Below are 22,870 nucleotides of genomic sequence, written 5' to 3'. Positions count from 1 at the left end.
TGTCACCCCGCGGCGCTCTCAGGTTCTTCGCGAGCAAGTTCGCTCCTGCAGGGGGTGTGTGAGTCTTGGAAAAACAGCCCCTGGGTCCAGGGGCTGTTTTTTAGTGCGGCGAGTAGACCGTCAGCATCTGGCCTGGCTTGAGTGCCTGGCCGAGGCGCGGGTTCCAGCGTTTGAGGTGCTGCATCTCGACGTTAAAGCGCTTGGCGACCATGTACAGCGAGTCGCCCTGCTTGACCTTGTACTTGGTCCGCTGCTTCTTGCTGTTGGCGGCGACTACCGTGTTGACGCGTCCGCCGCTGCGCTTGGCGTTGTCCTGCATGACCAGTGTCTGGCCAACCTTGAGGTTCTTGCCGGTCAGCTTGTTCCACTGCTGGAGATCCTTCACGTCGACCTTGTTCGCCTTGGCAATGGTGCCCAGGTTGTCGCCGCGCTTGACCCGGTAGGAGCGCTTGGCGCCGGCAATGGCCGGGCTGTTGGCGCCTTCGAACACTGGCTTGAGCGGTCGCTTGCTGATCAGCTCTTCCGGGCGCATGGTCGACAGGCTGGTGGTCAGCAGTTGCGCCTTCGAGGTGGGCACCAGCAAGTGCTGGGGGCCATCGAGGGTGGTGGTGCGCTGCTTGAAGGCCGGGTTGAGCTGGAACAGCTCGTCTTCGTCGATGTTGGCCACTGCAGCGACCTTGGACAGGTCCATGCGCTGGTTGATTTCGACCACCTTAAAGTACGGCTCGTTGGCGATCGGGTTGAGGTTCACCCCGTAGGCTTCCGGCGCCAGCACCACTTGGGACAGCGCGAGCAGCTTGGGTACATACGCCTGGGTTTCCGCCGGCAGCGGCAGGTTCCAGTAATCGGTCGGCAAGCCCAGTTTTTCATTGCGCTCGATCGCCCGGCTGACCGTGCCTTCGCCAGCGTTGTAGGCCGCGAGGGCCAGCAGCCAGTCGCCGTTGAACATGTCATGCAGGCGGGTCAGGTAGTCCATTGCCGCAGTGGTCGAGGCGGTGATATCGCGACGGCCATCGTAGAACTGGTTCTGGCGCAGGTTGAAGTAACGCCCGGTGGAAGGAATAAATTGCCAAAGACCCACCGCATGGGCCCGGGAATAGGCCATCGGGTTGTAGGAGCTTTCTATCACTGGCAACAGCGCCAGTTCCAGTGGCATGTTGCGTTCTTCCAGGCGTTCGACGATGTAATGAATGTACAGGCTGCCGCGTTCACCGGCGTTTTCGAGGTAAGACGGGTTGTTGGCGAACCACAGGCGCTGTTGTTCGATGCGCGGGTTCAGGCCGACGCTGTCCTGCAACTGGAAGCCCTGGCGCATGCGCTCCCAGACGTCCTGTGGAATTTGCGGAACAGGCTTTTCGCTGAGCCAGACAGGTTTCTGCTTGGCTCGAGCGGCGATGTTGGGGGTGTGTGTCGCTTCGGTTTGCGGCACATGGCTTGAACAGCCCGCCAGCGTGGCGGACACAGCCACCGCGATGGCTTGAGCCAGGCGGGTCAATGCGTCTGAATTGATGGACTTACGAATAGATGACGACATTGGCTGGAAGTAAGTTCCGGGCAAAAATGTCGGGCGATTCTAGAAAGCGCACCCCCCAAGGTCAACCATTGAGAATTCCCGTACCGCCCGGTAGCCTCCCTAGAACTTGTCTTTCCAGGCACGCAAGGCAGCAAAGACCGCACTCGGACTGCTGTTATCGGTGCCGCTCCGTTCGTCCACTTTTTCTTTAATAGATGTTTCGCCGGCACGCAGGAAGGGGTTGGTGAGCTTTTCCAGGGCGAGCGTCGAGGGCAGGGTCATGATCCCGGATTCGCGCATTTGCGTGACTTTGCCCAGGCGTTCGACCGTGTGCGGATTGCCGGGCTCGACCGCGACGGCGAAGCGCAGATTGCTCAGGGTGTATTCATGGGTGCAGTACACCAGCGTATCCTCGGGAAGGGCTGCAAGCCGGTTCAGGGAGGTATGCATTTGCTCCGCGGTGCCCTCGAACAGGCGGCCGCAACCGGCAGCGAACAGGGTGTCGCCGCAGAACAGCAGGCCATGATGATAGAAGGCGATGTGCCCCAGGGTGTGGCCGGGAACGGCAAGAACATCGAACTCCCAGCCCAGCACGCTGACCCTGTCGTTGTCCTTGAGCGCCACGTCGCGGGCCGGGATGCGCTCGCTGGCCGGGCCGTAGACCGTCGCGGCGGTCGCGCTCTTGAGCACTTCCACGCCGCCGACGTGATCATGGTGGTGATGGGTGATCAGGATATCGCTCAACACCCAGCCCGGATGGGCCGCAAGCCAGGCCTGCACGGGCGCGGCGTCACCGGGATCGACCACGGCGCAGCGCTGGGTAGTGTGGTCCTGTAACAACCAGATGTAGTTGTCGGTAAAGGCAGGCAGGGCACTGATCTGTATCATCGTCGGATTCGCCAAGCGGAAAACATTGGCGCATCTTAGAACTTCCTGGCGCGTTGGAGAATGCAATGACCGATAAAGCGTTCGCTCAGGCTGACCCTGACTGGCTGGATTTGATCAGCGCAGCCCGTGAGTGGCTGTCCGGCCCGATTGGGCAATTTCTCCTGGATGAAGAGCGGCGCATGCTCGAAGACGAGCTGGGGCGCTTCTTTGGTGGCTATCTGGTGCACTACGGCCCATCGGCTCAAACGCCTCCGTCGGCGCCGCAGGTGCAGCGCAATGTGCGCCTGGGCGCGCCGCTGCCCGGCGTGGAAATCGTCTGCGAGGAACAGGCCTGGCCCTTGAGTGAACATGCCGCCGACGTCGTGGTGCTGCAGCATGGGCTGGATTTCTGCCTGTCGCCACACGGCTTGCTGCGTGAGGCCGCCAGCAGCGTGCGGCCAGGTGGGCACCTGCTGATTATCGGCATCAACCCCTGGAGCACCTGGGGGTTGCGGCACGTATTTGCCCATGACGGCTTGCGCAAGGCCCGTTGCATATCGCCTTCGCGGGTCGGGGACTGGCTGAACCTGCTGGGCTTCGCGCTGGAGAAACGCCGCTTCGGGTGCTATCGTCCGCCGCTTGCTTCCCCGGCATGGCAGACCCGGTTGGCCGGTTGGGAGCGCAAGGCCGGTGACTGGCAGTTGTCCGGTGGCGGCTTCTATCTGCTGGTGGCACGCAAGATCGTGGTCGGTTTGCGCCCCCTGCGCCAGGAGCGCCGTGAGCCCATGGGCAAGTTGATTCCCTTGCCGATGGCCAAGGTCAACCGTCGCCGCATCGAACCGTAAGACACTCTTTTATTCCCGGCCGGGTTGACCCCGGCCTCGGGCATCGTCGATCACGGATCGGCGAGCCTCGGCATTTTTCTGGAAAGGTTGGCATGAGCGATAGCGTAGAACTCTTCACCGACGGCGCCTGCAAGGGCAATCCCGGCCCTGGCGGCTGGGGCGCATTGCTGGTGTGCAAGGGCGTTGAAAAAGAACTCTGGGGTGGCGAGGCCAACACCACCAACAATCGCATGGAGTTGATGGGAGCGATCCGTGGCCTCGAAGAACTGAAGCGCTCCTGCGACGTGCTGCTGGTGACCGACTCGCAGTACGTGATGAAGGGCATCAACGAGTGGATGGACAACTGGAAGAAACGTGGCTGGAAGACGGCGGCGAAAGAGCCGGTAAAAAACGCTGATCTGTGGAAGCTGCTGGACGAGCAGGTCAATCGCCACAATGTCACCTGGAAATGGGTGCGCGGGCACATTGGCCATCATGGCAACGAGCGGGCGGACCAGCTGGCTAACCGTGGCGTCGATGAAGTGCGCGGCTTCAAACAAACCTGAAAGCCCTGCCANGCGCGGGCACATTGGCCATCATGGCAACGAGCGGGCGGACCAGCTGGCTAACCGTGGCGTCGATGAAGTGCGCGGCTTCAAACAAACCTGAAAGCCCTGCCACCCCGTAGGAGCTGCCGCAGGCTGCGATCTTTTGATCTTGTTTTTAGAACGCAGATCAAAAGATCGCAACCTGCGGCAGCTCCTACGCAGTAACCCTGTTCTCTAAGGCATCCGCCAGCGTGTTAACATTCGCGCTTTTTCAAGATTCACCCGTTGAGAGCTGAGCACTGATGGCCACCAGATCCGTTGTACTCGATACCGAAACCACCGGCATGCCGGTGACCGATGGCCACCGGATTATCGAAATCGGCTGTGTCGAGCTGCTCGGTCGGCGTCTGACCGGCCGGCACTTCCATGTCTACCTGCAACCTGATCGCGAGAGTGACGAAGGCGCGATTGGCGTGCACGGCATCACCAACGAATTCCTGGTGGGCAAGCCGCGCTTCAACGAAGTGGCCGATGAGTTCTTCGAATTCATCAAGGGTGCACAGCTGATCATCCACAACGCGGCGTTCGACGTTGGCTTCATCAACAACGAATTCGCCCTGATGGGCCAGCACGATCGCGCCGACATCACCCGGCATTGCTCGATCCTCGACACCCTGATGATGGCCCGGGAACGTCACCCGGGGCAGCGCAACAGCCTGGATGCCCTGTGCAAGCGCTACGGCGTCGACAACTCGGGCCGTGAGCTGCACGGCGCCTTGCTCGACTCCGAGATCCTGGCGGACGTCTACCTGACCATGACCGGTGGCCAGACCAGCCTGTCGCTGGCCGGTAACGCCTCCGATGGCAATGGCTCGGGCGAAGGGGCGGATAATTCGGCGACCGAGATACGCCGCCTGCCGGCAGATCGCCAGCCGACGCGGATCATCCGCGCCAGTGAGGACGACCTGGAACAGCATGTGGCGCGGTTGGAGGCGATCGCCAAGGCGGCGGGGGCTCCGGCGTTGTGGCAGCAGCTGGTTGAGGCTGAGGCTTCGGCGTAGGTCTCGGTGTAGTCTGGGTAAAGATCGCAGCCTCGTTTCACTCGGCAGCTCCTACGGGAGGGTGAAGAGGCACTGACCCATTTCAGGGCGTCCCCACTCGCCACATCCGCTCCAACCCTCTACCCTGAGGAGATTGGCAGACTTGGAGCTGCCGCCTCAGGATCCTGAGCCCAATGTATAAAGACTTGAAATTCCCGGTATTGATCGTCCATCGCGACATCAAGGCCGACACCGTCGCCGGTGACCGGGTGCGCGGCATCGCCCGGGAGCTGGAGCAGGAAGGCTTCAGCATTGTCTCGGCGACGGACTACGCCGAGGGACGCCTGGTTGCTTCGACCCATCACGGTCTTTCCTGCATGTTGATCGCCAGTGAAGACGCCAGCGCCAATTCACATTTGTTACAGAATATGGCCGAGCTGATCGGACTGGCCCGGGTTCGCGCGCCGGATCTGCCCATCTTTGCCCTCGGTGAGCAGGTGACCCTGGAAAACGCTCCGGCGGATGCCATGGCCGAGCTCAACCAGCTTCGCGGCATCCTGTATCTGTTCGAAGACACCGTGCCATTTCTGGCCCGCCAGGTCGCCCGCGCGGCACGCAAATACCTCGACGGTCTGTTGCCGCCGTTCTTCAAGGCGCTGGTGCAGCATACCGCTGACTCCAATTATTCGTGGCACACCCCCGGGCATGGTGGTGGCGTGGCCTATCACAAGAGTCCGGTAGGGCAGGCGTTTCATCAGTTCTTCGGGGAAAACACCCTGCGCTCGGACCTGTCGGTGTCGGTTCCCGAGTTGGGCTCCCTGCTGGACCACACCGGCCCCCTGGCCGAAGCCGAGGCGCGCGCGGCGCGTAACTTTGGTGCCGATCACACCTTCTTCGTCATCAACGGCACGTCCACCGCCAACAAGATCGTCTGGCATTCAATGGTCGCCCGGGATGACCTGGTGCTGGTGGACCGCAACTGTCACAAGTCGGTACTGCATTCGATCATCATGACCGGGGCGATTCCGCTGTACCTGTGCCCGGAGCGCAATGAGCTGGGGATTATCGGCCCGATTCCCTTGAGCGAATTCAGCCGCGAGACGATCCAGGCCAAGATCGATGCCAGTCCGTTGACCAAAGGGCGGGCGCCCAAGGTCAAGCTGGCGGTGGTGACCAATTCGACCTACGACGGCCTTTGCTACAACGCCGAACTGATCAAGCAGAGCCTGGGCAACAGCGTCGAGGTGCTGCATTTCGACGAGGCCTGGTACGCCTATGCGGCCTTCCATGAGTTCTTCGCCGGCCGCTACGGCATGGGCACCTCGCGCAGCGCGGACAGCCCGCTGGTCTTTACCACCCATTCCACGCACAAGCTGCTGGCGGCCTTCAGCCAGGCTTCGATGATTCACGTGCAGGACGGTGGGGCGCGCCAACTGGACCGCGATCGCTTCAACGAAGCCTTCATGATGCACATCTCCACTTCGCCGCAGTACAGCATCATCGCTTCGCTGGATGTGGCGTCGGCGATGATGGAAGGGCCTTCGGGGCGCTCGCTGCTGCAGGAAATGTTCGATGAAGCCCTGAGTTTTCGGCGCGCCCTGGCCAACCTGCGCCAGCACATCGCCGCCGATGACTGGTGGTTTTCGATCTGGCAGCCGCCTTCGGTGGAAGGCATCAAGCAGGTGGTCACCGAAGACTGGTTGCTGCAGCCCGACGCCGACTGGCACGGCTTTGCTGGTGTAACCGACGATTACGTGCTGCTCGACCCGATCAAGGTCACCCTGGTGATGCCCGGCCTCACGGCGGGAGGTGCCTTGAGCGAGCGCGGGATTCCGGCGGCAGTGGTCAGCAAATTCCTCTGGGAGCGCGGCCTGGTGGTGGAAAAAACCGGGCTGTATTCGTTCCTGGTGCTGTTTTCCATGGGCATTACCAAAGGCAAATGGAGCACCTTGCTCACTGAGTTGCTGGAATTCAAGCGCAGCTACGATGCCAACGTCAGCCTGGCGAGCTGCCTGCCCTGCATAGCGCAAGAGGATGCCGATCGCTATCGGGGCATGGGCTTGCGTGACTTGTGTGACCAACTGCACGCCTGTTACCGCAGCAACGCCACGGCCAAACACCTCAAGCGCATGTACACCGTATTGCCACAGATCGCCATGAAACCGTCTGACGCCTATGATCACCTGGTGCGCGGCGACGTTGAAGCGGTGTCGATCGATGCCCTGGATGGGCGGATCGCTGCCGTGATGCTGGTACCCTATCCGCCAGGAATCCCGTTGATCATGCCCGGCGAGCGTTTTACCGACGCCACCCGTTCAATCAACGATTACCTGGCGTTTGCCCGCACATTCGACAGCAGCTTTCCCGGCTTTGTCGCCGATGTGCACGGCTTGCAACACGAAGATGAGGGCAATGGACGGCACTACACCGTCGATTGCATCAAGGAATGAGGACCTTTCCCAGTATGCAACCGGTTATGAATCCCAAATACCCAGGGCTGTCGGTACGAGTCGCCGACGATGGATTTGCCCCCTATATCTGGGGCAGCGATTTCAGTTTCGAAGTCTCGGCTTACGTCGCCGCCGAAGTCGGCAAGCCAGTGGAGCAGTGGCCCGTGACGCCCATCACGCCGTATCGCAAGTGCTACGGAATTGACCCTGAAGAGTTCAGCAGTTTTCGCGATGCGGCTGACAGCGCGGTGTTCATGGCTTATCTGGACGATGAGCCCGTAGGCCATCTGGTGGTCAGCACCAACTGGAACGGCTTTGCCCATATCGACGAGCTGGCGGTGCATGCACCGGCGCGGCGCCACGGTGTCGCCAAAGCCCTGCTGGATGTCGCGCAGTTCTGGACGCGGAAAAAGAAGCTGCCAGGCATCATGCTCGAAACCCAGAACAACAACCTGGGTGCCTGTCGCCTCTACGAGCGCTGCGGCTACGTGGTAGGCGGTATTGATTACCTGCGTTATCGCGGCATCGATCCCAATACGGCCGAGGTCGCGCTGTTCTGGTATCGATTGTTTGATGATCCGCTGGTCATGCCACTCAGTTCGCCAACATCGTCACGGCTTGTTCCGTGATGATCTCCAGCAGGGCCTGAGCCGCCGGTGAAGGTTCGGCGTTCTTCAGGCGCAGGGCGTACAGGCTGATCGGCACCGCGGGTGCCAATGGGCAGGTGTCCAGTTCGGCGTGCCTGGCACCCAGGGCGGTGAACGGGTCTACCAGCGCCAGGCCTTCCCCGGCTTCGACCATGCTGCGCATCATCTGGTGCGTCTGCACCCGGATGTGGATGACCGGGACCGGGCGCAGCGCTTGCAGTTTGTGCTCCAGCGCCAGGCTCAGCGGATCATGACCGTCGAGGCCGACCATCGACTGGCCTGCCAGGTCCTGCAGCGAAATGTATTTCTGTTTGGGTTGCAGCCAGCCATGGGGTGCCAGCAGCTGGATCTTGCCTTGGGCGATGGCCTGGCAATCGATGTCGGCATGATCCGGGTCGTGCAGGCTCAGGCCCAGGTCGGCCTCGCGCAGGAGCAGACGCTTGACGATGTCGCGGGTCGGTTGGGTCAGCAGGGTGCAGGGTGCGTCGGGAAGACGCCGGCGCAGGGCGGCAATGGCGTGGGGCAATAGTTTGTGCGCCAGGGGCGCAGTGCAGATGATTCGCAGCGGGGGCGCCTGGTATTGCTTCAGGCTGCTGGCCAGGCGCTGGACCGGCTCAAGTGCTTCATAGACGTGGGCAATTTCAACCTGCAACTCCCGCGCTTCTCGCGTGGCTTGCAGGCGACCACGCACGCTGGAAAACAGCATGAATCCCAGCTGGTCTTCAGCGTCGCGCAGGGTGCGTTCCACCTCGGCCACTGGCAGCTGCAACCATTCGGCTGCGGTGCCCAGGTGACCGGTCTGCAACAGCGCCTGGATGACTTCGATATGACGTAAACGCATGCGTGAAGTCCATGTTCGGCAGGTGAAGGATTCAGTGTTTGAATCCTAACTCATGTCCGCGCATCTGACTTCTGCTCATAACGGCAGGTTATGAGGCGACGTTCGTTTCCGGCAGCTTGCCGACGTAGGTGTCCGGCTCGCGAACGATGGTCACGTCCGATTGGATCAGCAGGAACTGGTTGTCATCGAGCTTCTTGACCCGGTCGCCGATGGCCAGTTTGTAGGTGGTGACAGGCACCGAGCCGGTTAGGCCGTCTGCCGACGGGGTGGATTCCTGGAACTCATGCACTGAATAGACGCGGCCTTCCGCATCTCTTGCATGGAACTGACCGACAAGTACTGCTGCCATCTGCTTAGAACCTCTGGAGATAAATCACTCAATTTGCGGTGTGTAGACCGTGCTTGGGCGAAGTAAGTTTTCTTGCAAGAAAAAAATAGTCACAGGGGCGAATTTTCGGTCGCGTCCTGGGTGAATCGTCATCTATAACTACAGGTTCTTTCCGTTGAACAGTCGAGAATCTTCCATGAGCAACGTCTATTCGGTCGCCGTCGTGGTCGGCAGCTTGAGAAAGGAATCGATCAACCGCAAGGTCGCACTGGCCCTGGCTGATCTGGCTCCGCCAAATCTCAAGCTGGAAATCGTCGAAATCGGCGACCTGGCGCTTTATAACGAAGACATTGATGGTGAATCACCGCCGGCAGCCTACAGTACTTTCCGGCAACACGTGAGTTCATCCGACGCAGTGCTGTTCGTCACTCCGGAATACAACCGTTCTGTGCCGGCCCCGTTGAAAAACGCAATTGACGTGGGTTCGCGGCCTTACGGGCAGAGCGCCTGGAGTGGCAAGCCAGGCGCGGTGATCAGCGTGTCCCCGGGGGCGATCGGCGGCTTTGGTGCCAATCATCACCTGCGCCAGTCCATGGTGTTTCTCGACGTGCCACTCATGCAGCAACCGGAAGCGTACCTGAGTGGGGCGGGGTCGGCGTTTGATGAGGCGGGCAAGCTGTCCGAGTCGGTGAGGCCGTTTTTGCAGAAATTCATTGACGCTTACGGGCGCTGGGTCGAGCAGCACAAGAAGGTCTGATAAACAGCGTTCATTGGGATAGGAGCGGTCTTCGGGATCCTGTATGTTGCATCGATTTTTGAAGGCTGCTCCTGCATGCTCACCGCCTCGCTGATTTTCCTGCTGACCATTACCCTGGTGATCTGGCAACCCAAAGGCCTGGGTGTCGGCTGGAGTGCAGTGCTGGGCGCCGTGCTGGCACTGGTGTTTGGCGCAGTGCACTGGAGCGATATCCCGCTGGTGTGGCAGATCATCTGGAACGCCACCGGGACGTTCATTGCGCTGATCATTATCAGCCTGTTGCTGGACGAGGCGGGGTTCTTCGCCTGGGCGGCGCTGCATGTCGCCCGGTGGGGGCGCGGCAGCGGACGCAAACTGTTTGCCTTCATGGTGTTGCTCGGTGCGCTGGTCTCGGCGTTGTTCGCCAATGACGGGGCTGCACTGATTCTCACGCCTATCGTGATTTCCATGTTGCTGGCACTGCGGTTTTCGCCGGCCGCGACGCTGGCGTTCGTGATGGGCGCAGGTTTTATCGCCGACACGGCCAGCTTGCCGCTGGTGGTGTCGAACCTGGTCAACATCGTCTCCGCCGACTTCTTTAACATCGGTTTCAATCGCTATGCAGCGGTGATGGTGCCGGTCAACCTGGTCAGCGTCGCGGCCACCCTGAGTGTGCTGCTGTGGTATTTCCGCCGAGACATCCCGAACGATTACGACTCCGAACAGCTGGAAGAGCCGGCCAGTGCTATCCATGACAAGGCGACTTTTTATGCCGGCTGGGCGGTATTGGTCATCTTGCTGGTGGGCTGTTTTGCCCTGGAGCCGCTGGGGATTCCGATCAGTGCCATTTCTGCCGTCTGTGCGGCTCTGCTCTGGGTGGTTGCCGCGCAAGACCACAAGATCTCCACACGCAAGGTCCTCAAGGAGGCCCCCTGGCATATCGTGATTTTTTCCCTGGGCATGTACCTGGTGGTGTATGGCCTGCGCAACGCCGGGCTCACGGGTTATCTGGCCGGTTGGCTGGACGGCTTTGCCGGGTATGGCGTCTGGGGTGCGGCGATGGGTACCGGCGTGCTGACGGCGCTGCTGTCGTCGATCATGAACAACCTGCCGACGGTGTTGATCGGCCTGCTGTCGATCGATGCCAGTCAGGCGACCGGTGTCGTGAAGGAGGCGATGATTTATGCCAACGTGATCGGCAGCGACCTGGGGCCAAAGATCACGCCCATCGGCAGCCTGGCCACTTTGCTGTGGCTGCATGTACTGGAGCGCAAGGGAATCAAGATCGGTTGGGGGTATTACTTCAAGGTCGGGATTGTGCTGACGGTGCCGGTGCTGCTGGTGACCCTGGCGGCTCTGGCGGTGCGGTTAACCCTGTGACCGAGGTGGACCCATCGCGGGCAAGCCTTGCTCCCACAGGGATCATCAAAAAGCTCAACCACCACCCGGTACATTCGGCCAAAGATCAGCCACCAGAAACAACCGCTCGGCTTCCTGCCAATCCCCCTCGGCATTTTCCACCAGCCGCACCAGTAACTGCGCCGGCGCCAGCGGTTCAAGTTCGCCCAACCAGGCCTCCAGTTGCCCCTGGTTCCAGGTTTGTTCTGCGGGGTAGTGGGCAGGCGCAAGCCAGGCATGGCGGGGCAGGGGCTGCCAGCGTCCACCGGGGCGCTGGGTAACGAATGTCGCCCAGTCTTTCTGATGCAGCCAGCTGCCGCGCAGATGCTGGGGATGTGCGCCGCTGGGTGGCTCGGCTGTGCCCGGCCAGGGATACAGCAAGTACCCGCCGAGCCACAGGTGCGCGCTGAACTGCTGGATATCGAGGGCCGCCAACACGGCACGGCTTTCCGGGCGCGCCGAAATGGGCAGTTGGTGCTGGCTCAGGTGCGCCAGCTTGCGGTCAAGCCGGTCGTGACAGCCGGGCCCCAGCCATTGCCCGGTATCCCGGCCATCGCCATGCTGCGGGCCGAGGTACAGCTTGATCGCCAGCTCCAGATGGTGCACGCCGTCGCGATCGCGCAACAGCATGTCCAGTTCGCCCAAGGTGTGACCCTCGCGGCGGATCGGCAGATTCGCTGCGATCAGCTCGATGCCGGGCGCATTGCGCACGGCGTACTGCCAAAGGCGCTCGTAATACAAACCCAGGCGCCGGGTCCGGGCCTGGGCCAGCCAGTGCAGTAAGTCATAACTGTCACGATCGAGCTGGCGCAGCCAGTGTTCCAGGTGCTGCGGCGCCTGTACCCAGTCGCTACCGGCCAGCGGATGGCGCTGCGGCCATGGCGTCTCGCTGAGCATTGGCGGCGCGAGAATGACCCACGCCAGATCACGCACCTCGGGATGGCGTAGCTGGTGGGGCAACTGCAGCAAATCTGGAAATAGGATCATCTTGCGAGCATAGCCTGAAACACGAGTAGCCCCTTGTGGCTGAAAGGATTTTGTCTGCGGCCGGGTTTCGCCCATAATCGTGTTTTTCGCCGACACAGACCCTAGGGGCCCCATGGAGCAATTTCGTAATATCGGCATCATCGGTCGCCTCGGCAGTTCGCAGGTGCTGGATACCGTTCGCCGACTGAAACGGTTCCTGCTCGATCGTCACCTGCACGTGATCCTGGAAGACACTATCGCCGAAGTATTGCCAGGGCATGGCCTGCAGACCTCATCGCGCAAGATGCTCGGCGAAGTGTGCGACATGGTGATTGTGGTCGGCGGTGACGGCAGCCTGCTCGGCGCTGCACGGGCGCTGGCCCGCCATAATATTCCGGTATTGGGCATCAACCGCGGCAGCCTGGGCTTCCTGACCGACATCCGCCCCGATGAGCTGGAAGTCAAAGTCGCCGAAGTGCTCGACGGCCACTACCTGGTGGAAAACCGCTTTTTGCTCCAGGCCGAAGTTCGCCGGCACGCCGAGGCCATCGGCCAGGGCGATGCACTGAACGACGTGGTGCTGCACCCGGGCAAGTCCACGCGAATGATCGAGTTCGAGCTGTACATCGACGGCCAGTTCGTCTGCAGCCAGAAAGCCGACGGCCTGATTGTCGCCACGCCGACCGGTTCTACGGCGTATGCGCTGTCAGCGGGCGGCCCGATCATGCACCCCAAGCTCGACGCTATTGTGATTGTGCCCATGTACCCCCATACCTTGTCGGGACGGCCAATCGTGGTCGATGGCAACAGTGAGCTGAAAATCGTCGTGTCCAAGGATATGCAGATCTATCCGCAAGTCTCCTGTGATGGGCAGAACCATTTCACCTGCGCCCCGGGTGACACCATTACCATCAGCAAAAAAGCCCAGAAGCTGCGGCTGATCCACCCGCTGGACCATAACTATTATGAAGTCTGCCGGACCAAGCTCGGCTGGGGCAGCCGGCTGGGTGGTGGAGGCGACTGATGCTTGATCCCGCGCGTAGCTACGACCTGATCGGTGACGTGCACGGTTGCGCTCTGACCCTTGAGCACTTGCTCGACCGGCTCGGTTATCAAAAGCAGGGTGGCGTCTGGCGGCACACGTCGCGCATGGCGGTGTTCGTGGGCGATATCATCGACCGCGGCCCGCGCATTCGCGAGGCCCTGCATATTGTCCATGACATGGTCGAAGCCGGCCAGGCGCTGTGCATCATGGGTAATCACGAGTTCAACGCCCTGGGCTGGAGCACGCCGGCGCTGCCGGGCAGCGGCAAGCAGTTCGTGCGCGAACACACCCCGCGCCACGCGCGACTGCTGCATGAAACCCTGACCCAGTTCGAGGACCATCCGGCCGACTGGCACGACTTCCTGCAATGGTTTTACGAAATGCCGCTGTTCGTCGATGCCGGGCGATTCAGGGTGGTGCATGCCTGTTGGGATGCCGGCCTGATCGACCCACTGCGGGCGCTGTTCCCCAACGGCTGCGTCGATGAACATTTCCTCCAGGCCTCGGCCGTGCCCGGCAGTTTTGCCTGCACCGTGTTCGACCGGCTGTTGCGCGGCACTGACATGCGCCTGCCCGATGGCTTGACCATGACCAGCGGCGATGGCCTGACGCGTTCGTTCTTTCGCACCAAGTTCTGGGAAGACGACCCGCAAACCTACGGAGACATTGTGTTCCAGCCTGACGCCTTGCCTGATCCGGTGGCCCGGACGCCGCTGTCCTCTTCCGAAAAAACCAATCTGCTGCGCTATGGTGCGCACGAGCCATTGCTGTTCGTCGGGCATTACTGGCGCAGCGGCAAACCGGCACCGATTCGCCCGAACCTGGCCTGCCTGGATTACAGCGCGGTGCTTTACGGCAAACTGGTCGCCTATCGCCTGGACCAGGAAACCCGCCTCGATCCGAACAAGTTCGTCTGGGTCGATGTCGAGCGCCCGGAGGTGTTGCAATGAGTACGGTGGCCGTATTGCGCCTGCCGCTGGCGGTGGACCTGAGCGGATTCGTCAAGCTGCTGCAGCGCATGCAGGTGCCGCACCGGGTCAGCGAGGAGGCGGGTGAGCAGGTGCTCTGGGTGCCGGCCAACATCAGCGAAGACGTGCGCTCACTGTACGAGCGTTTTCCTGCCGGCGACCCCGACCAGCAACTGGACATCCCGCAAACACAAACCTCTCATCGCCCCGGTTTTGTCGAGCAACTGCGCTACGCCAAGGCCACGGCGCTGGTGCTGCTGCTGAGTATCATCGTTGGCGCGGTGACGTTGCTGGGGGAGAACCTCGACACGATGCGCTGGCTGACCTTCCTTGATTTCCGCATCGTCGGCGAGTACATCCACTTCGTGCCGCTGGCGGATAGCCTGGCGGCGGGGCAGTGGTGGCGCCTGGTGACGCCGATGCTGATCCACTTCGGCATCCTGCACCTGGCCATGAACGGCATGTGGTACTGGGAGCTGGGGCGACGCATAGAGTCGCGCCAGGGCAGCATCAACCTGGTCGGCCTGACGCTGCTGTTCAGCCTGGTGTCCAATTATGCCCAGTACCTGTTCAGCGGCCCGACCCTGTTCGGCGGGTTATCCGGGGTGCTGTATGGCCTGCTCGGGCACTGCTGGATCTTCCAGTTGATGTCGCCCAACCCGGCGTATCGCCTGCCGCGCGGCGTGCTGGTGATGATGCTGGTATGGCTGGTGCTGTGCCTGTCCGGGCTGGTCTCGATGATCGGCTTCGGCGAAATTGCCAACGCCGCCCACGTCGGCGGGTTACTCATCGGATGCTTCACAGGCCTGTTGGGCGGTTTGTACAACCGCCGTAAACTGGCTGCCTGAATTTTTTGCTGTAAATAAAGAGCGCGGAGACCCAATGTCCTCTTTTAACGAAATGATCAAGAACATCACCCCCGATATTTACGAGAGCCTGAAACTGGCGGTGGAAATCGGCAAATGGTCCGACGGTGGCAAACTCACCGCCGAACAACGGGAATTGTCGCTGCAGGCGATGATCGCCTGGGAAATCCAGAACCTGCCCGAAGACCAGCGGACCGGCTATATGGGCCCGCAGGAGTGCAGTTCCAAGTCGATTGAAGTGCCCAATATCCTGTTCAAGTCGGATGCCATCCATTGATCGAGATTGGCCGCGGTGCAATCAGCAAGATGTCGGCGCGCCTGGACGGGCCGAATGTGCAGTACGCGTTTCGTCTGGGTGATGCCGAGGTGCCGGTCAATCCGTTGATCGGCACCACGGTACGCCTGGAGTACCTGGGGGCGATCCATTGCTCCCATTGTGGACGCAAGACCAAGACCAGTTTCAGCCAGGGCTACTGCTACCCGTGCATGACCAAACTGGCCCAGTGTGACCTGTGCATCATGAGCCCCGAACGTTGCCACTTCGACGCCGGCACCTGCCGTGATCCGGAGTGGGGCCAGACGTTTTGCATGACCGATCACATCGTCTACCTGTCCAACTCGTCAGGGGTGAAAGTGGGGATTACCCGCGCCACCCAGTTGCCGACCCGCTGGATCGATCAGGGCGCGCGCCAGGCGTTGCCGATCATGCGGGCGTCGACCCGCCAGCAGTCGGGCTTTGTCGAGGACCTGTTCCGCAGTCAGGTCGCGGACAAGACCAACTGGCGTGCTTTACTCAAGGGCGAGGCAGTGTCCGTGGACCTGGCGCAAATCCGTGACCAGTTGTTCGACAGCTGCGCCGAGGGGCTGCAAGGTTTGCAGGAACGATTCGGCCTGCAGGCGATCCAGACCATTGCCGACGTCGAGCCCATTGAAATCCGCTATCCGGTCGAGCAGTACCCGGCCAAGATCGTCAGCTTCAACCTGGACAAGAACCCGATTGCCGAAGGCACGCTGCTGGGGATCAAGGGCCAGTACCTGATCTTCGACACCGGCGTGATCAATATTCGTAAATACACGGCTTATCAGCTCGCCGTGCATAGTTAAGGACTCCAGCATGCGCACCGAACAACCGAAGATGATCTACCTGAAGGACTATCAGGCGCCCGAGTACCTGATCGACGAGACGCACCTGACCTTCGAGTTGTTCGAGGACCACAGCCTGGTCCATGCGCAACTGGTGATGCGCCGTAATCCCGAGCGCGGCCCGGGCCTGCCGCCGCTGGTGCTGGATGGCCAGCAGCTGGAACTGCTGTCGGTGACCCTGGCTGACAGCGAGTTGAGCGAGAGCGATTACCAACTGACCGAAAATCATCTGACCCTGCACCCGACCAGCCCTGCGTTCACGGTCGACACCAGCGTGCGGATCCACCCGGAAACCAACACTGCCCTGGAAGGCCTGTACAAATCCAGCGGCATGTTCTGCACCCAGTGCGAGGCCGAGGGTTTTCGCAAGATCACCTATTACCTCGACCGCCCGGACGTGATGAGCAAGTTCACCACCACGGTAATGGCGGAGCAGCACAGCTACCCGGTGCTGCTGTCCAACGGCAACCCGATCGCTTCAGGCCCTGACGAAGATGGCCGGCACTGGGCAACCTGGGAAGACCCGTTCATGAAGCCGGCGTACCTGTTCGCGCTGGTGGCCGGTGACCTGTGGTGCGTCGAAGACACGTTCACCACCATGACCGGCCGCTCCGTGGCGCTGCGCATCTACGTCGAGCCGGAAAACATCGACAAGTGCCAGCACGCGATGAACAGCCTGAAAAAGTCCATGCGCTGGGACGAAGAAGTCTATGGTCGCGAGTATGACCTGGACATCTTCATGATTGTCGCAGTGAACGATTTCAATATGGGTGCCATGGAAAACAAGGGCCTCAACATCTTCAACTCCAGCGCCGTGCTGGCCCGGGCCGAGACCGCGACCGACGCCGCTCACCAGCGCGTCGAGGCGATTGTCGCCCACGAATACTTTCACAACTGGTCGGGCAACCGCGTGACCTGCCGTGACTGGTTCCAGCTGTCGCTCAAGGAAGGCTTCACCGTATTCCGCGATTCCGGTTTCTCCGCCGACATGAACTCGGCCACAGTCAAGCGCATCCAGGACGTGGCCTACCTGCGTACCCACCAGTTCGCCGAAGATGCCGGCCCCATGGCCCACGCCGTGCGCCCGGACAGCTTCATCGAGATTTCCAACTTCTACACCCTGACCGTGTACGAAAAAGGCTCGGAGGTGGTGGGCATGATCCACACCTTGCTCGGTGCCGAGGGCTTCCGCAAAGGCAGCGATCTGTACTTCGAGCGCCATGACGGCCAGGCCGTGACCTGCGACGATTTCATCAAGGCGATGGAAGACGCCAACGGTGTCGACCTGACCCAGTTCAAGCGCTGGTACAGCCAGGCTGGCACCCCGCGCCTGGCGGTGAGCGAGTCCTACGACGCCGCCGCGAAAACCTACAGCCTGACCTTCCGCCAGAGCTGTCCGGCCACCCCCGACAAGGTCGAGAAGCTACCCTTCGTGATCCCGGTCGAGTTGGGCCTGCTGGACAGCCAGGGCGGCGAAATGGCCTTGCGTCTGCAGGGCGAAGCCAGTGCCGAGGGCACTTCGCGGGTGATTTCGGTGACCGAAGCCGAACAGACGTTCACTTTCGTCGATATCGCCGAACAACCCCTGCCTTCGTTGCTGCGCGGGTTCTCGGCGCCGGTGAAGCTGAGCTTTCCCTATAGCCGCGATCAGCTGATGTTCCTCATGCAGCATGACACTGACGGTTTCAACCGTTGGGAAGCCGGCCAGCAATTGTCGGTGCAGGTGCTGCAGGAACTGATTGGTGATTACCAGAAAGGTGAAGCGCTGGTGCTTGATCAGCGTCTGATTACAGCCTTGCACAGCGTGCTGACTGACGAAACACTGGACCAGGCCATGGTCGCCGAGATGCTCTCGCTGCCAGGCGAAGCCTACCTGACGGAAATCAGCGAAGTGGCCGACGTCGACGCCATTCATGCCGCCCGGGAGTATGCCCGCGAGCAGTTGGCGAACAACCTGTTTGAACCGTTGTGGCTGCGTTACCAGGCCAACCGTGACCTGTCGAAGAAAACGCCCTACGTTGCCGAAGCCGAACACTTCGCGCGTCGTGCCCTGCAAAACATCGCGCTGTCCTACCTGATGCTCAGTGAAAAAGCCGAAGTCCTGGCCGCGACCCTGGAGCAGTTCGAGGCCAGCGACAACATGACCGAGCGCCTGACGGCGCTGGCGGTGCTGGTCAACTCGCCATTCGAAGAACAGAAGGCCCTGGCCCTGGCGAGCTTTGCCGAGCACTTCAAGGACAATCCCCTGGTCATGGACCAGTGGTTCAGCGTCCAGGCAGGCAGCCCGTTACCGGGCGGCCTGGAGCGGGTGAAGGCGCTGATGCAACATCCGGCGTTCAACATCAAGAACCCGAACAAGGTCCGCGCCCTGATCGGTGCATTTGCCGGGCAGAACCTGATCAACTTCCACGCGGCCGATGGGTCTGGCTATCGCTTCCTGGCGGATCTGGTGATCGAGCTGAACGGCTTCAACCCACAGATCGCCTCCCGGCAACTGGCGCCGCTGACCCGCTGGCGCAAATACGACGAGGCCCGCCAGGCGCTGATGAAAGGCGAACTGGAGCGCATTCGCGCGTCGGGCCAACTGTCCAGCGATGTGTTTGAGGTGGTCAGCAAAAGCCTGGCCTGATCCCGATGCCGCAGGATAACCCTATCCTGCGGCAATCTGGCCCTGATATCCCACTGCACTCTACCCGTGATATCCGTCCACACTCTGTCCCTGTTTCCCCGCTGAACTGTACCCCTGTAGGAGCAGCCTTCGGCAGCTCCTACAGGGGGGTTATCACCTCTTTCAATACCCTGCCATCACCGGCACCCCTTATCCCGCCAGTTAACAAAAGATAACGCGGCGTCGATTGTCAGACCTTTCCAAACCCCGATAGGATAAGCCAGCTTCCGAAGGGGCTCTAGATTGCGCATTTCAGGACTATGCTCCAGGACAGGCAATCAGCATGAGCACCCTTACGGCGCCCTGAAGGGTTGAACGACCTAACAATAATAATGGGGGAAAGGTCTATGAGTGAGCCTGTCATGGGTGTGGGTAGCTGCCGCCCGCCGGCATTGCGCAAAATCGCGTTGCTGGCTACAGCGCTCTCGCTGTTGGGCTGTGCCCTGTGGTCGGCGCCAGTGCTGGCCGCTGCCGCGTCGGCATCCGACGTTGTTTATTCCGTTGAATCGGCCAAGGCCAGCAAAAGCCTGATGCTCGACGTCGTGCACGCCGGCAAGCGCCTGGTGGCCGTTGGCGATCGCGGGCACATCCTCTATTCCGATGACCAGGGCACCACCTGGACCCAGGCCAAGGTGCCAACCCGGCAACTGCTGACCTCGGTGTTCTTCGTCGACGACCAGCATGGCTGGGCGGTCGGCCATGACGCGCAGATCCTCGCCAGTGAAGACGGGGGCGTGACCTGGACCAAACAGTTCGAAGACCTCAAACGTGAATCGCCGCTGCTTGACGTCTGGTTCCAGGACGCCAACAGCGGCTTCGCCGTGGGCGCCTACGGCGCGCTGCTGGCCACGAGCGATGGTGGCAAGCACTGGGAAGATGTCAGCGACCGCCTGGATAACGAAGACCAGTTCCACCTCAACGGCATTGCCGCCGTCAAGGACGCCGGCCTGTTCATCGTGGGCGAGCAAGGCAGCATGTTCCGTTCGGCCGACTGGGGCCAGACCTGGGAAAAACTCGAAGGCCCATACGAAGGCTCGTTGTTTGGCGTGATCGGTACGGCGCAAGCCAACACCCTATTGGCCTACGGCCTGCGCGGCAATCTGTATCGCTCCATCGATTTCGGCACCACCTGGGAGCCGGTTGAACTGCAGGCCACCCGGGGCACGCTGGAGTTCGGCCTGTCCGGTGCGACCTTGCTCGACGACGGCTCCATCGTCATCGTCGGCAACGGCGGCAGTGTGGTGCGCAGCACCGACAACGGCGAAACCTTCAGCGTGTTCAATCGCCCCGACCGCATCTCCGTTTCGGCGGTAACAGCGGCGGGCAATGGCAATCTGATTCTGGCAGGACAGGGCGGCGTTCGCGCTACTTCGCTAACCGGCGCCGAGCTGGGCAAATAACAAGAAGGCGGAGCTATGACATCCATGAGTAGTCATCACCAGGACAAGGCGACGTTCCTCGAGCGCCTGATTTTCAACAACCGCCCGGCAGTGATCACGATCTGCCTGCTGGTCAGCATTTTCCTGTTCTGGCAGGCGACGCTGATTCGACCCTCCACCAGTTTCGAAAAGATGATCCCCCTGGAACATCCTTTCATCCAGAAGATGATGGAGCATCGCAACGACCTGGCCAACCTGGGCAACACGGTACGCATTTCCGTCGAAGCCACTGACGGCGACATCTTCTCCAAGGAATACATGGAGACCCTGCGCCAGATCAACGACGAAGTGTTCTACATTTCCGGCGTCGACCGCTCCGGCCTCAAGTCGCTGTGGAGCCCCAGCGTGCGCTGGACCGAGGTGACGGAAGAAGGCTTTGCCGGGGGTGAAGTCATCCCGCAGAGCTACAACGGTTCCCAGGAAAGCCTCGACCTGCTGCGCAACAACGTGCTCAAGTCCGGGCAAGTCGGGCGCCTGGTCGCCAACGACTTCAAGTCCAGCATCGTCGACATCCCGTTGCTGGAGTCCTACCCGGACCCGCAGGACCAAGGCAAGCTGCTGGCCCTGGACTACCGCAAGTTCTCCCACGAGCTGGAAGACAAGATCCGCGACAAGTTCGAGAAACAGAACCCCAACGTACAGATCCACATCGTCGGTTTCGCCAAGAAAGTCGGCGACCTGATCGACGGACTGGTGATGGTGGTGATGTTCTTCGGCGTGGCCTTCGTCATCACCCTGATCCTGCTGTACTGGTTCACCAACTGCATGCGCAGCACCGTGGCGGTGTTAAGCACGACACTGGTGGCGGTGGTCTGGCAGCTCGGGTTGATGCACTTCTTCGGCTTCGGGCTTGACCCGTATTCCATGCTGGTACCGTTCCTGATCTTCGCCATCGGGATCTCCCATGGCGTGCAGAAGATCAACGGCATCGCCTTGCAATCGAGCGAGGCGGACAACGCGCTGACCGCTGCGCGGCGCACGTTCCGCCAGTTGTTCCTGCCGGGGATGATCGCAATCCTCGCCGACGCCGTGGGTTTCATCACGCTGTTGATCATCGACATCGGGGTCATTCGCGAGCTGGCGATCGGCGCGTCGATCGGCGTGGCCGTGATCGTGTTTACCAACCTCATCCTGCTGCCAGTGGCTATTTCCTACGTCGGTATCAGCAAGCGCGCCGTGGAGCGCAGCAAGAAAGACGCACACCGCGAACACCCGTTCTGGCGCCTGCTGTCGAACTTTGCCAGCCCGAAAGTCGCGCCGATCTCGATTGTCCTGGCCCTGATCGCTTTCAGTGGCGGCCTCTGGTACAGCCAGAACCTGAAAATCGGCGACCTTGATCAAGGTGCTCCGGAACTGCGTCCGGACTCGCGCTACAACAAGGACAACAACTTCATCATCAGCAATTACTCCACCAGCTCCGATGTATTGGTGGTGATGGTCAAGACCAAGTCCGAGGGTTGCTCGCGCTACGAAGCCATGGCGCCGATCGACGAGCTGATGTGGAAGATGCAAAACACCGAGGGCGTGCAGTCGGCAATCTCGCTGGTGACCGTGTCCAAGCAGATGATCAAGGGCATGAACGAGGGCAACCTGAAATGGGAAACCCTGTCACGTAACCCGGATGTATTGAACAACTCCATCGCCCGGGCGGATGGGCTGTACAACAACAGCTGTTCCCTGGCGCCGGTATTGGTGTTCCTCAACGACCACAAGGCCGAGACCCTCGACCGCGCGGTGCATGCGGTGCAGGAGTTCGCCAAGGAAAATAACAAGGATGGCCTGGAATTCATCCTGGCGGCCGGCAATGCCGGGATCGAAGCGGCGACCAACGAAGTCATCAAGGAGTCGGAGCTGACCATCCTGATCCTCGTCTACCTCTGTGTCGCGACCATGTGCATGATCACCTTCCGTTCCTGGGCGGCGACCTTGTGCATCGTGTTGCCGCTGGTACTGACGTCGGTACTCGGCAATGCGCTGATGGCCTTCATGGGCATCGGCGTGAAGGTCGCGACCCTGCCGGTAGTGGCGCTTGGGGTGGGTATTGGTGTGGACTACGGCATCTACATCTACAGCCGCCTGGAAAGCTTCCTGCGTGCCGGCCTGCCGTTGCAGGAAGCCTACTACCAGACACTGAAATCCACCGGCAAGGCGGTGTTGTTCACCGGTCTGTGCCTGGCGATCGGTGTGTGCACCTGGATCTTCTCGGCCATCAAGTTCCAGGCCGACATGGGCCTGATGCTGACCTTCATGCTGCTCTGGAACATGTTCGGTGCGCTGTGGCTGTTGCCGGCGCTGGCGCGGTTCCTGATCAAGCCGGAGAAACTGGCGGGGCAGAAGGGCAACTCGTTGTTTGCTCACTGATCACTCGCTAAACAAAAAAGCCGCAACTCAGGTTGCGGCTTTTTTGTGGGCGCCAAGATCAAAAGATCGCAGCCTTCGGCAGCTCCTACAAGGATTGCATGCAACGCCGAATTGCGGGTACACCTGGTCTATGTAGGAGCTGCCGAAGACTGCGATCTTTTGACTTTGCTCTACGACAATTCCGTACCGAGCACCACATTCAAAGCACTACGGCAGCTCCTA

20 protein-coding genes are annotated in these 22,870 nt (G+C 60.9%); 15 read left to right on the top strand and 5 right to left on the bottom strand.

Annotation, left to right across the window (positions count from 1 at the left end; all coding sequences use genetic code 11):
* Nucleotides 1-100: 100 nt before the first annotated feature.
* Nucleotides 101-1,534 carry a transglycosylase SLT domain-containing protein gene (locus tag HYI44_RS16135; RefSeq protein ID WP_122839660.1) on the bottom strand — a complete coding sequence of 478 codons (1,434 nt, stop codon included), beginning with the start codon at nt 1,532-1,534 and terminating at the stop codon, nt 101-103.
* Between the two features lie 99 nt (nt 1,535-1,633).
* On the bottom strand, nt 1,634-2,401 hold the full coding sequence (gene gloB / locus HYI44_RS16130; protein ID WP_225569877.1) for a hydroxyacylglutathione hydrolase: 768 nt from the start codon (nt 2,399-2,401) through the stop codon (nt 1,634-1,636).
* A 65-nt stretch (nt 2,402-2,466) separates the two neighbouring features.
* On the opposite strand from gloB, the gene HYI44_RS16125 reads away from it, so the two are divergent.
* The 5 genes from HYI44_RS16125 (at nt 2,467) to HYI44_RS16100 (ending at nt 7,871) form a co-directional block, all read left to right on the top strand.
* Nucleotides 2,467-3,225: a class I SAM-dependent methyltransferase gene (locus HYI44_RS16125; protein WP_122839662.1), complete on the top strand. Its 759-nt coding sequence runs from the start codon at nt 2,467-2,469 to the stop codon at nt 3,223-3,225.
* 92 nt (nt 3,226-3,317) lie between these two features.
* Nucleotides 3,318-3,770 carry a ribonuclease HI gene (rnhA, locus tag HYI44_RS16120; RefSeq protein WP_122839663.1) on the top strand — a complete coding sequence of 151 codons (453 nt, stop codon included), beginning with the start codon at nt 3,318-3,320 and terminating at the stop codon, nt 3,768-3,770.
* Between the two features lie 284 nt (nt 3,771-4,054).
* On the top strand, nt 4,055-4,813 hold the full coding sequence (dnaQ, locus tag HYI44_RS16110; RefSeq protein ID WP_225569876.1) for a DNA polymerase III subunit epsilon: 759 nt from the start codon (nt 4,055-4,057) through the stop codon (nt 4,811-4,813).
* Between the two features lie 173 nt (nt 4,814-4,986).
* The gene (locus tag HYI44_RS16105; protein WP_225569875.1) at nt 4,987-7,242 is read left to right on the top strand and encodes an Orn/Lys/Arg decarboxylase N-terminal domain-containing protein; all 2,256 of its coding nucleotides are present in this window, start codon (nt 4,987-4,989) and stop codon (nt 7,240-7,242) included.
* 14 nt (nt 7,243-7,256) lie between these two features.
* Nucleotides 7,257-7,871 (top strand): GNAT family N-acetyltransferase, encoded by a 615-nt coding sequence (locus tag HYI44_RS16100; protein WP_122839666.1) that lies wholly within the window; start codon nt 7,257-7,259, stop codon nt 7,869-7,871.
* Here HYI44_RS16100 and HYI44_RS16095 read toward each other — a convergent pair.
* A complete protein-coding gene (locus HYI44_RS16095) occupies nt 7,837-8,730 on the bottom strand; it encodes a LysR substrate-binding domain-containing protein (protein WP_225569874.1) in 894 nt (297 codons plus the stop codon). The two genes, HYI44_RS16100 and HYI44_RS16095, sit on opposite strands and share 35 nt — an antisense overlap.
* 88 nt (nt 8,731-8,818) lie before the next feature.
* Nucleotides 8,819-9,079 (bottom strand): hypothetical protein, encoded by a 261-nt coding sequence (locus HYI44_RS16090; RefSeq protein ID WP_045061599.1) that lies wholly within the window; start codon nt 9,077-9,079, stop codon nt 8,819-8,821.
* 175 nt (nt 9,080-9,254) lie between these two features.
* Between HYI44_RS16090 and HYI44_RS16085 the strand changes: the two genes are divergently transcribed.
* Together HYI44_RS16085 and HYI44_RS16080 are read left to right on the top strand one after the other, a co-directional pair.
* A complete protein-coding gene (locus tag HYI44_RS16085) occupies nt 9,255-9,815 on the top strand; it encodes an NADPH-dependent FMN reductase (RefSeq protein WP_122839668.1) in 561 nt (186 codons plus the stop codon).
* Between the two features lie 75 nt (nt 9,816-9,890).
* Nucleotides 9,891-11,174 carry an arsenic transporter gene (locus tag HYI44_RS16080; protein WP_225569873.1) on the top strand — a complete coding sequence of 428 codons (1,284 nt, stop codon included), beginning with the start codon at nt 9,891-9,893 and terminating at the stop codon, nt 11,172-11,174.
* 54 nt (nt 11,175-11,228) lie between these two features.
* Here HYI44_RS16080 and HYI44_RS16075 read toward each other — a convergent pair whose 3' ends face one another.
* A complete protein-coding gene (locus tag HYI44_RS16075) occupies nt 11,229-12,179 on the bottom strand; it encodes a DUF1853 family protein (protein WP_225569872.1) in 951 nt (316 codons plus the stop codon).
* Nucleotides 12,180-12,291: 112 nt separating this feature from the next.
* Here HYI44_RS16075 and HYI44_RS16070 point away from each other — a divergent pair, with 112 nt between their 5' ends.
* From HYI44_RS16070 to HYI44_RS16035, 8 genes are all read left to right on the top strand, one after another.
* Entirely contained in the window at nt 12,292-13,182 is an 891-nt protein-coding gene (locus HYI44_RS16070) for an NAD(+) kinase (protein WP_010459816.1), read from the top strand.
* Complete coding sequence (locus tag HYI44_RS16065; RefSeq protein WP_122839671.1) at nt 13,182-14,153, top strand: metallophosphoesterase; 972 nt, start codon at nt 13,182-13,184, stop codon at nt 14,151-14,153. The genes HYI44_RS16070 and HYI44_RS16065 overlap by 1 nt, the downstream gene beginning before the upstream one ends.
* Nucleotides 14,150-15,019, top strand: a complete 870-nt coding sequence (locus tag HYI44_RS16060; protein WP_225569871.1) for a rhomboid family intramembrane serine protease — start codon at nt 14,150-14,152, stop codon at nt 15,017-15,019. Before HYI44_RS16065 ends, HYI44_RS16060 begins: the two co-directional genes overlap by 4 nt.
* A 34-nt stretch (nt 15,020-15,053) precedes the next feature.
* Nucleotides 15,054-15,314, top strand: coding sequence for a YeaC family protein (locus tag HYI44_RS16055; RefSeq protein ID WP_122839673.1), 261 nt, complete (start codon nt 15,054-15,056; stop codon nt 15,312-15,314).
* Nucleotides 15,311-16,141, top strand: a complete 831-nt coding sequence (locus HYI44_RS16050; RefSeq protein ID WP_122839674.1) for a DUF2797 domain-containing protein — start codon at nt 15,311-15,313, stop codon at nt 16,139-16,141. The genes HYI44_RS16055 and HYI44_RS16050 overlap by 4 nt, the downstream gene beginning before the upstream one ends.
* Before the next feature lie 10 nt (nt 16,142-16,151).
* Complete coding sequence (gene pepN, locus HYI44_RS16045; protein WP_225569870.1) at nt 16,152-18,809, top strand: aminopeptidase N; 2,658 nt, start codon at nt 16,152-16,154, stop codon at nt 18,807-18,809.
* Between the two features lie 386 nt (nt 18,810-19,195).
* Nucleotides 19,196-20,248 (top strand): WD40/YVTN/BNR-like repeat-containing protein, encoded by a 1,053-nt coding sequence (locus tag HYI44_RS16040; RefSeq protein ID WP_225569869.1) that lies wholly within the window; start codon nt 19,196-19,198, stop codon nt 20,246-20,248.
* Nucleotides 20,249-20,272: 24 nt separating this feature from the next.
* Nucleotides 20,273-22,648: an efflux RND transporter permease subunit gene (locus HYI44_RS16035; RefSeq protein ID WP_412548493.1), complete on the top strand. Its 2,376-nt coding sequence runs from the start codon at nt 20,273-20,275 to the stop codon at nt 22,646-22,648.
* Nucleotides 22,649-22,870: the final 222 nt, after the last annotated feature.

This window comes from Pseudomonas sp. Y24-6, assembly GCF_020295325.1.
In the GTDB taxonomy this organism is placed as follows: Bacteria; Pseudomonadota; Gammaproteobacteria; order Pseudomonadales; family Pseudomonadaceae; genus Aquipseudomonas; species Aquipseudomonas gregormendelii.
The sequence above is the reverse complement of the archived record's forward strand: the minus strand, read 5'-3'. Positions and strand labels throughout refer to the sequence as shown.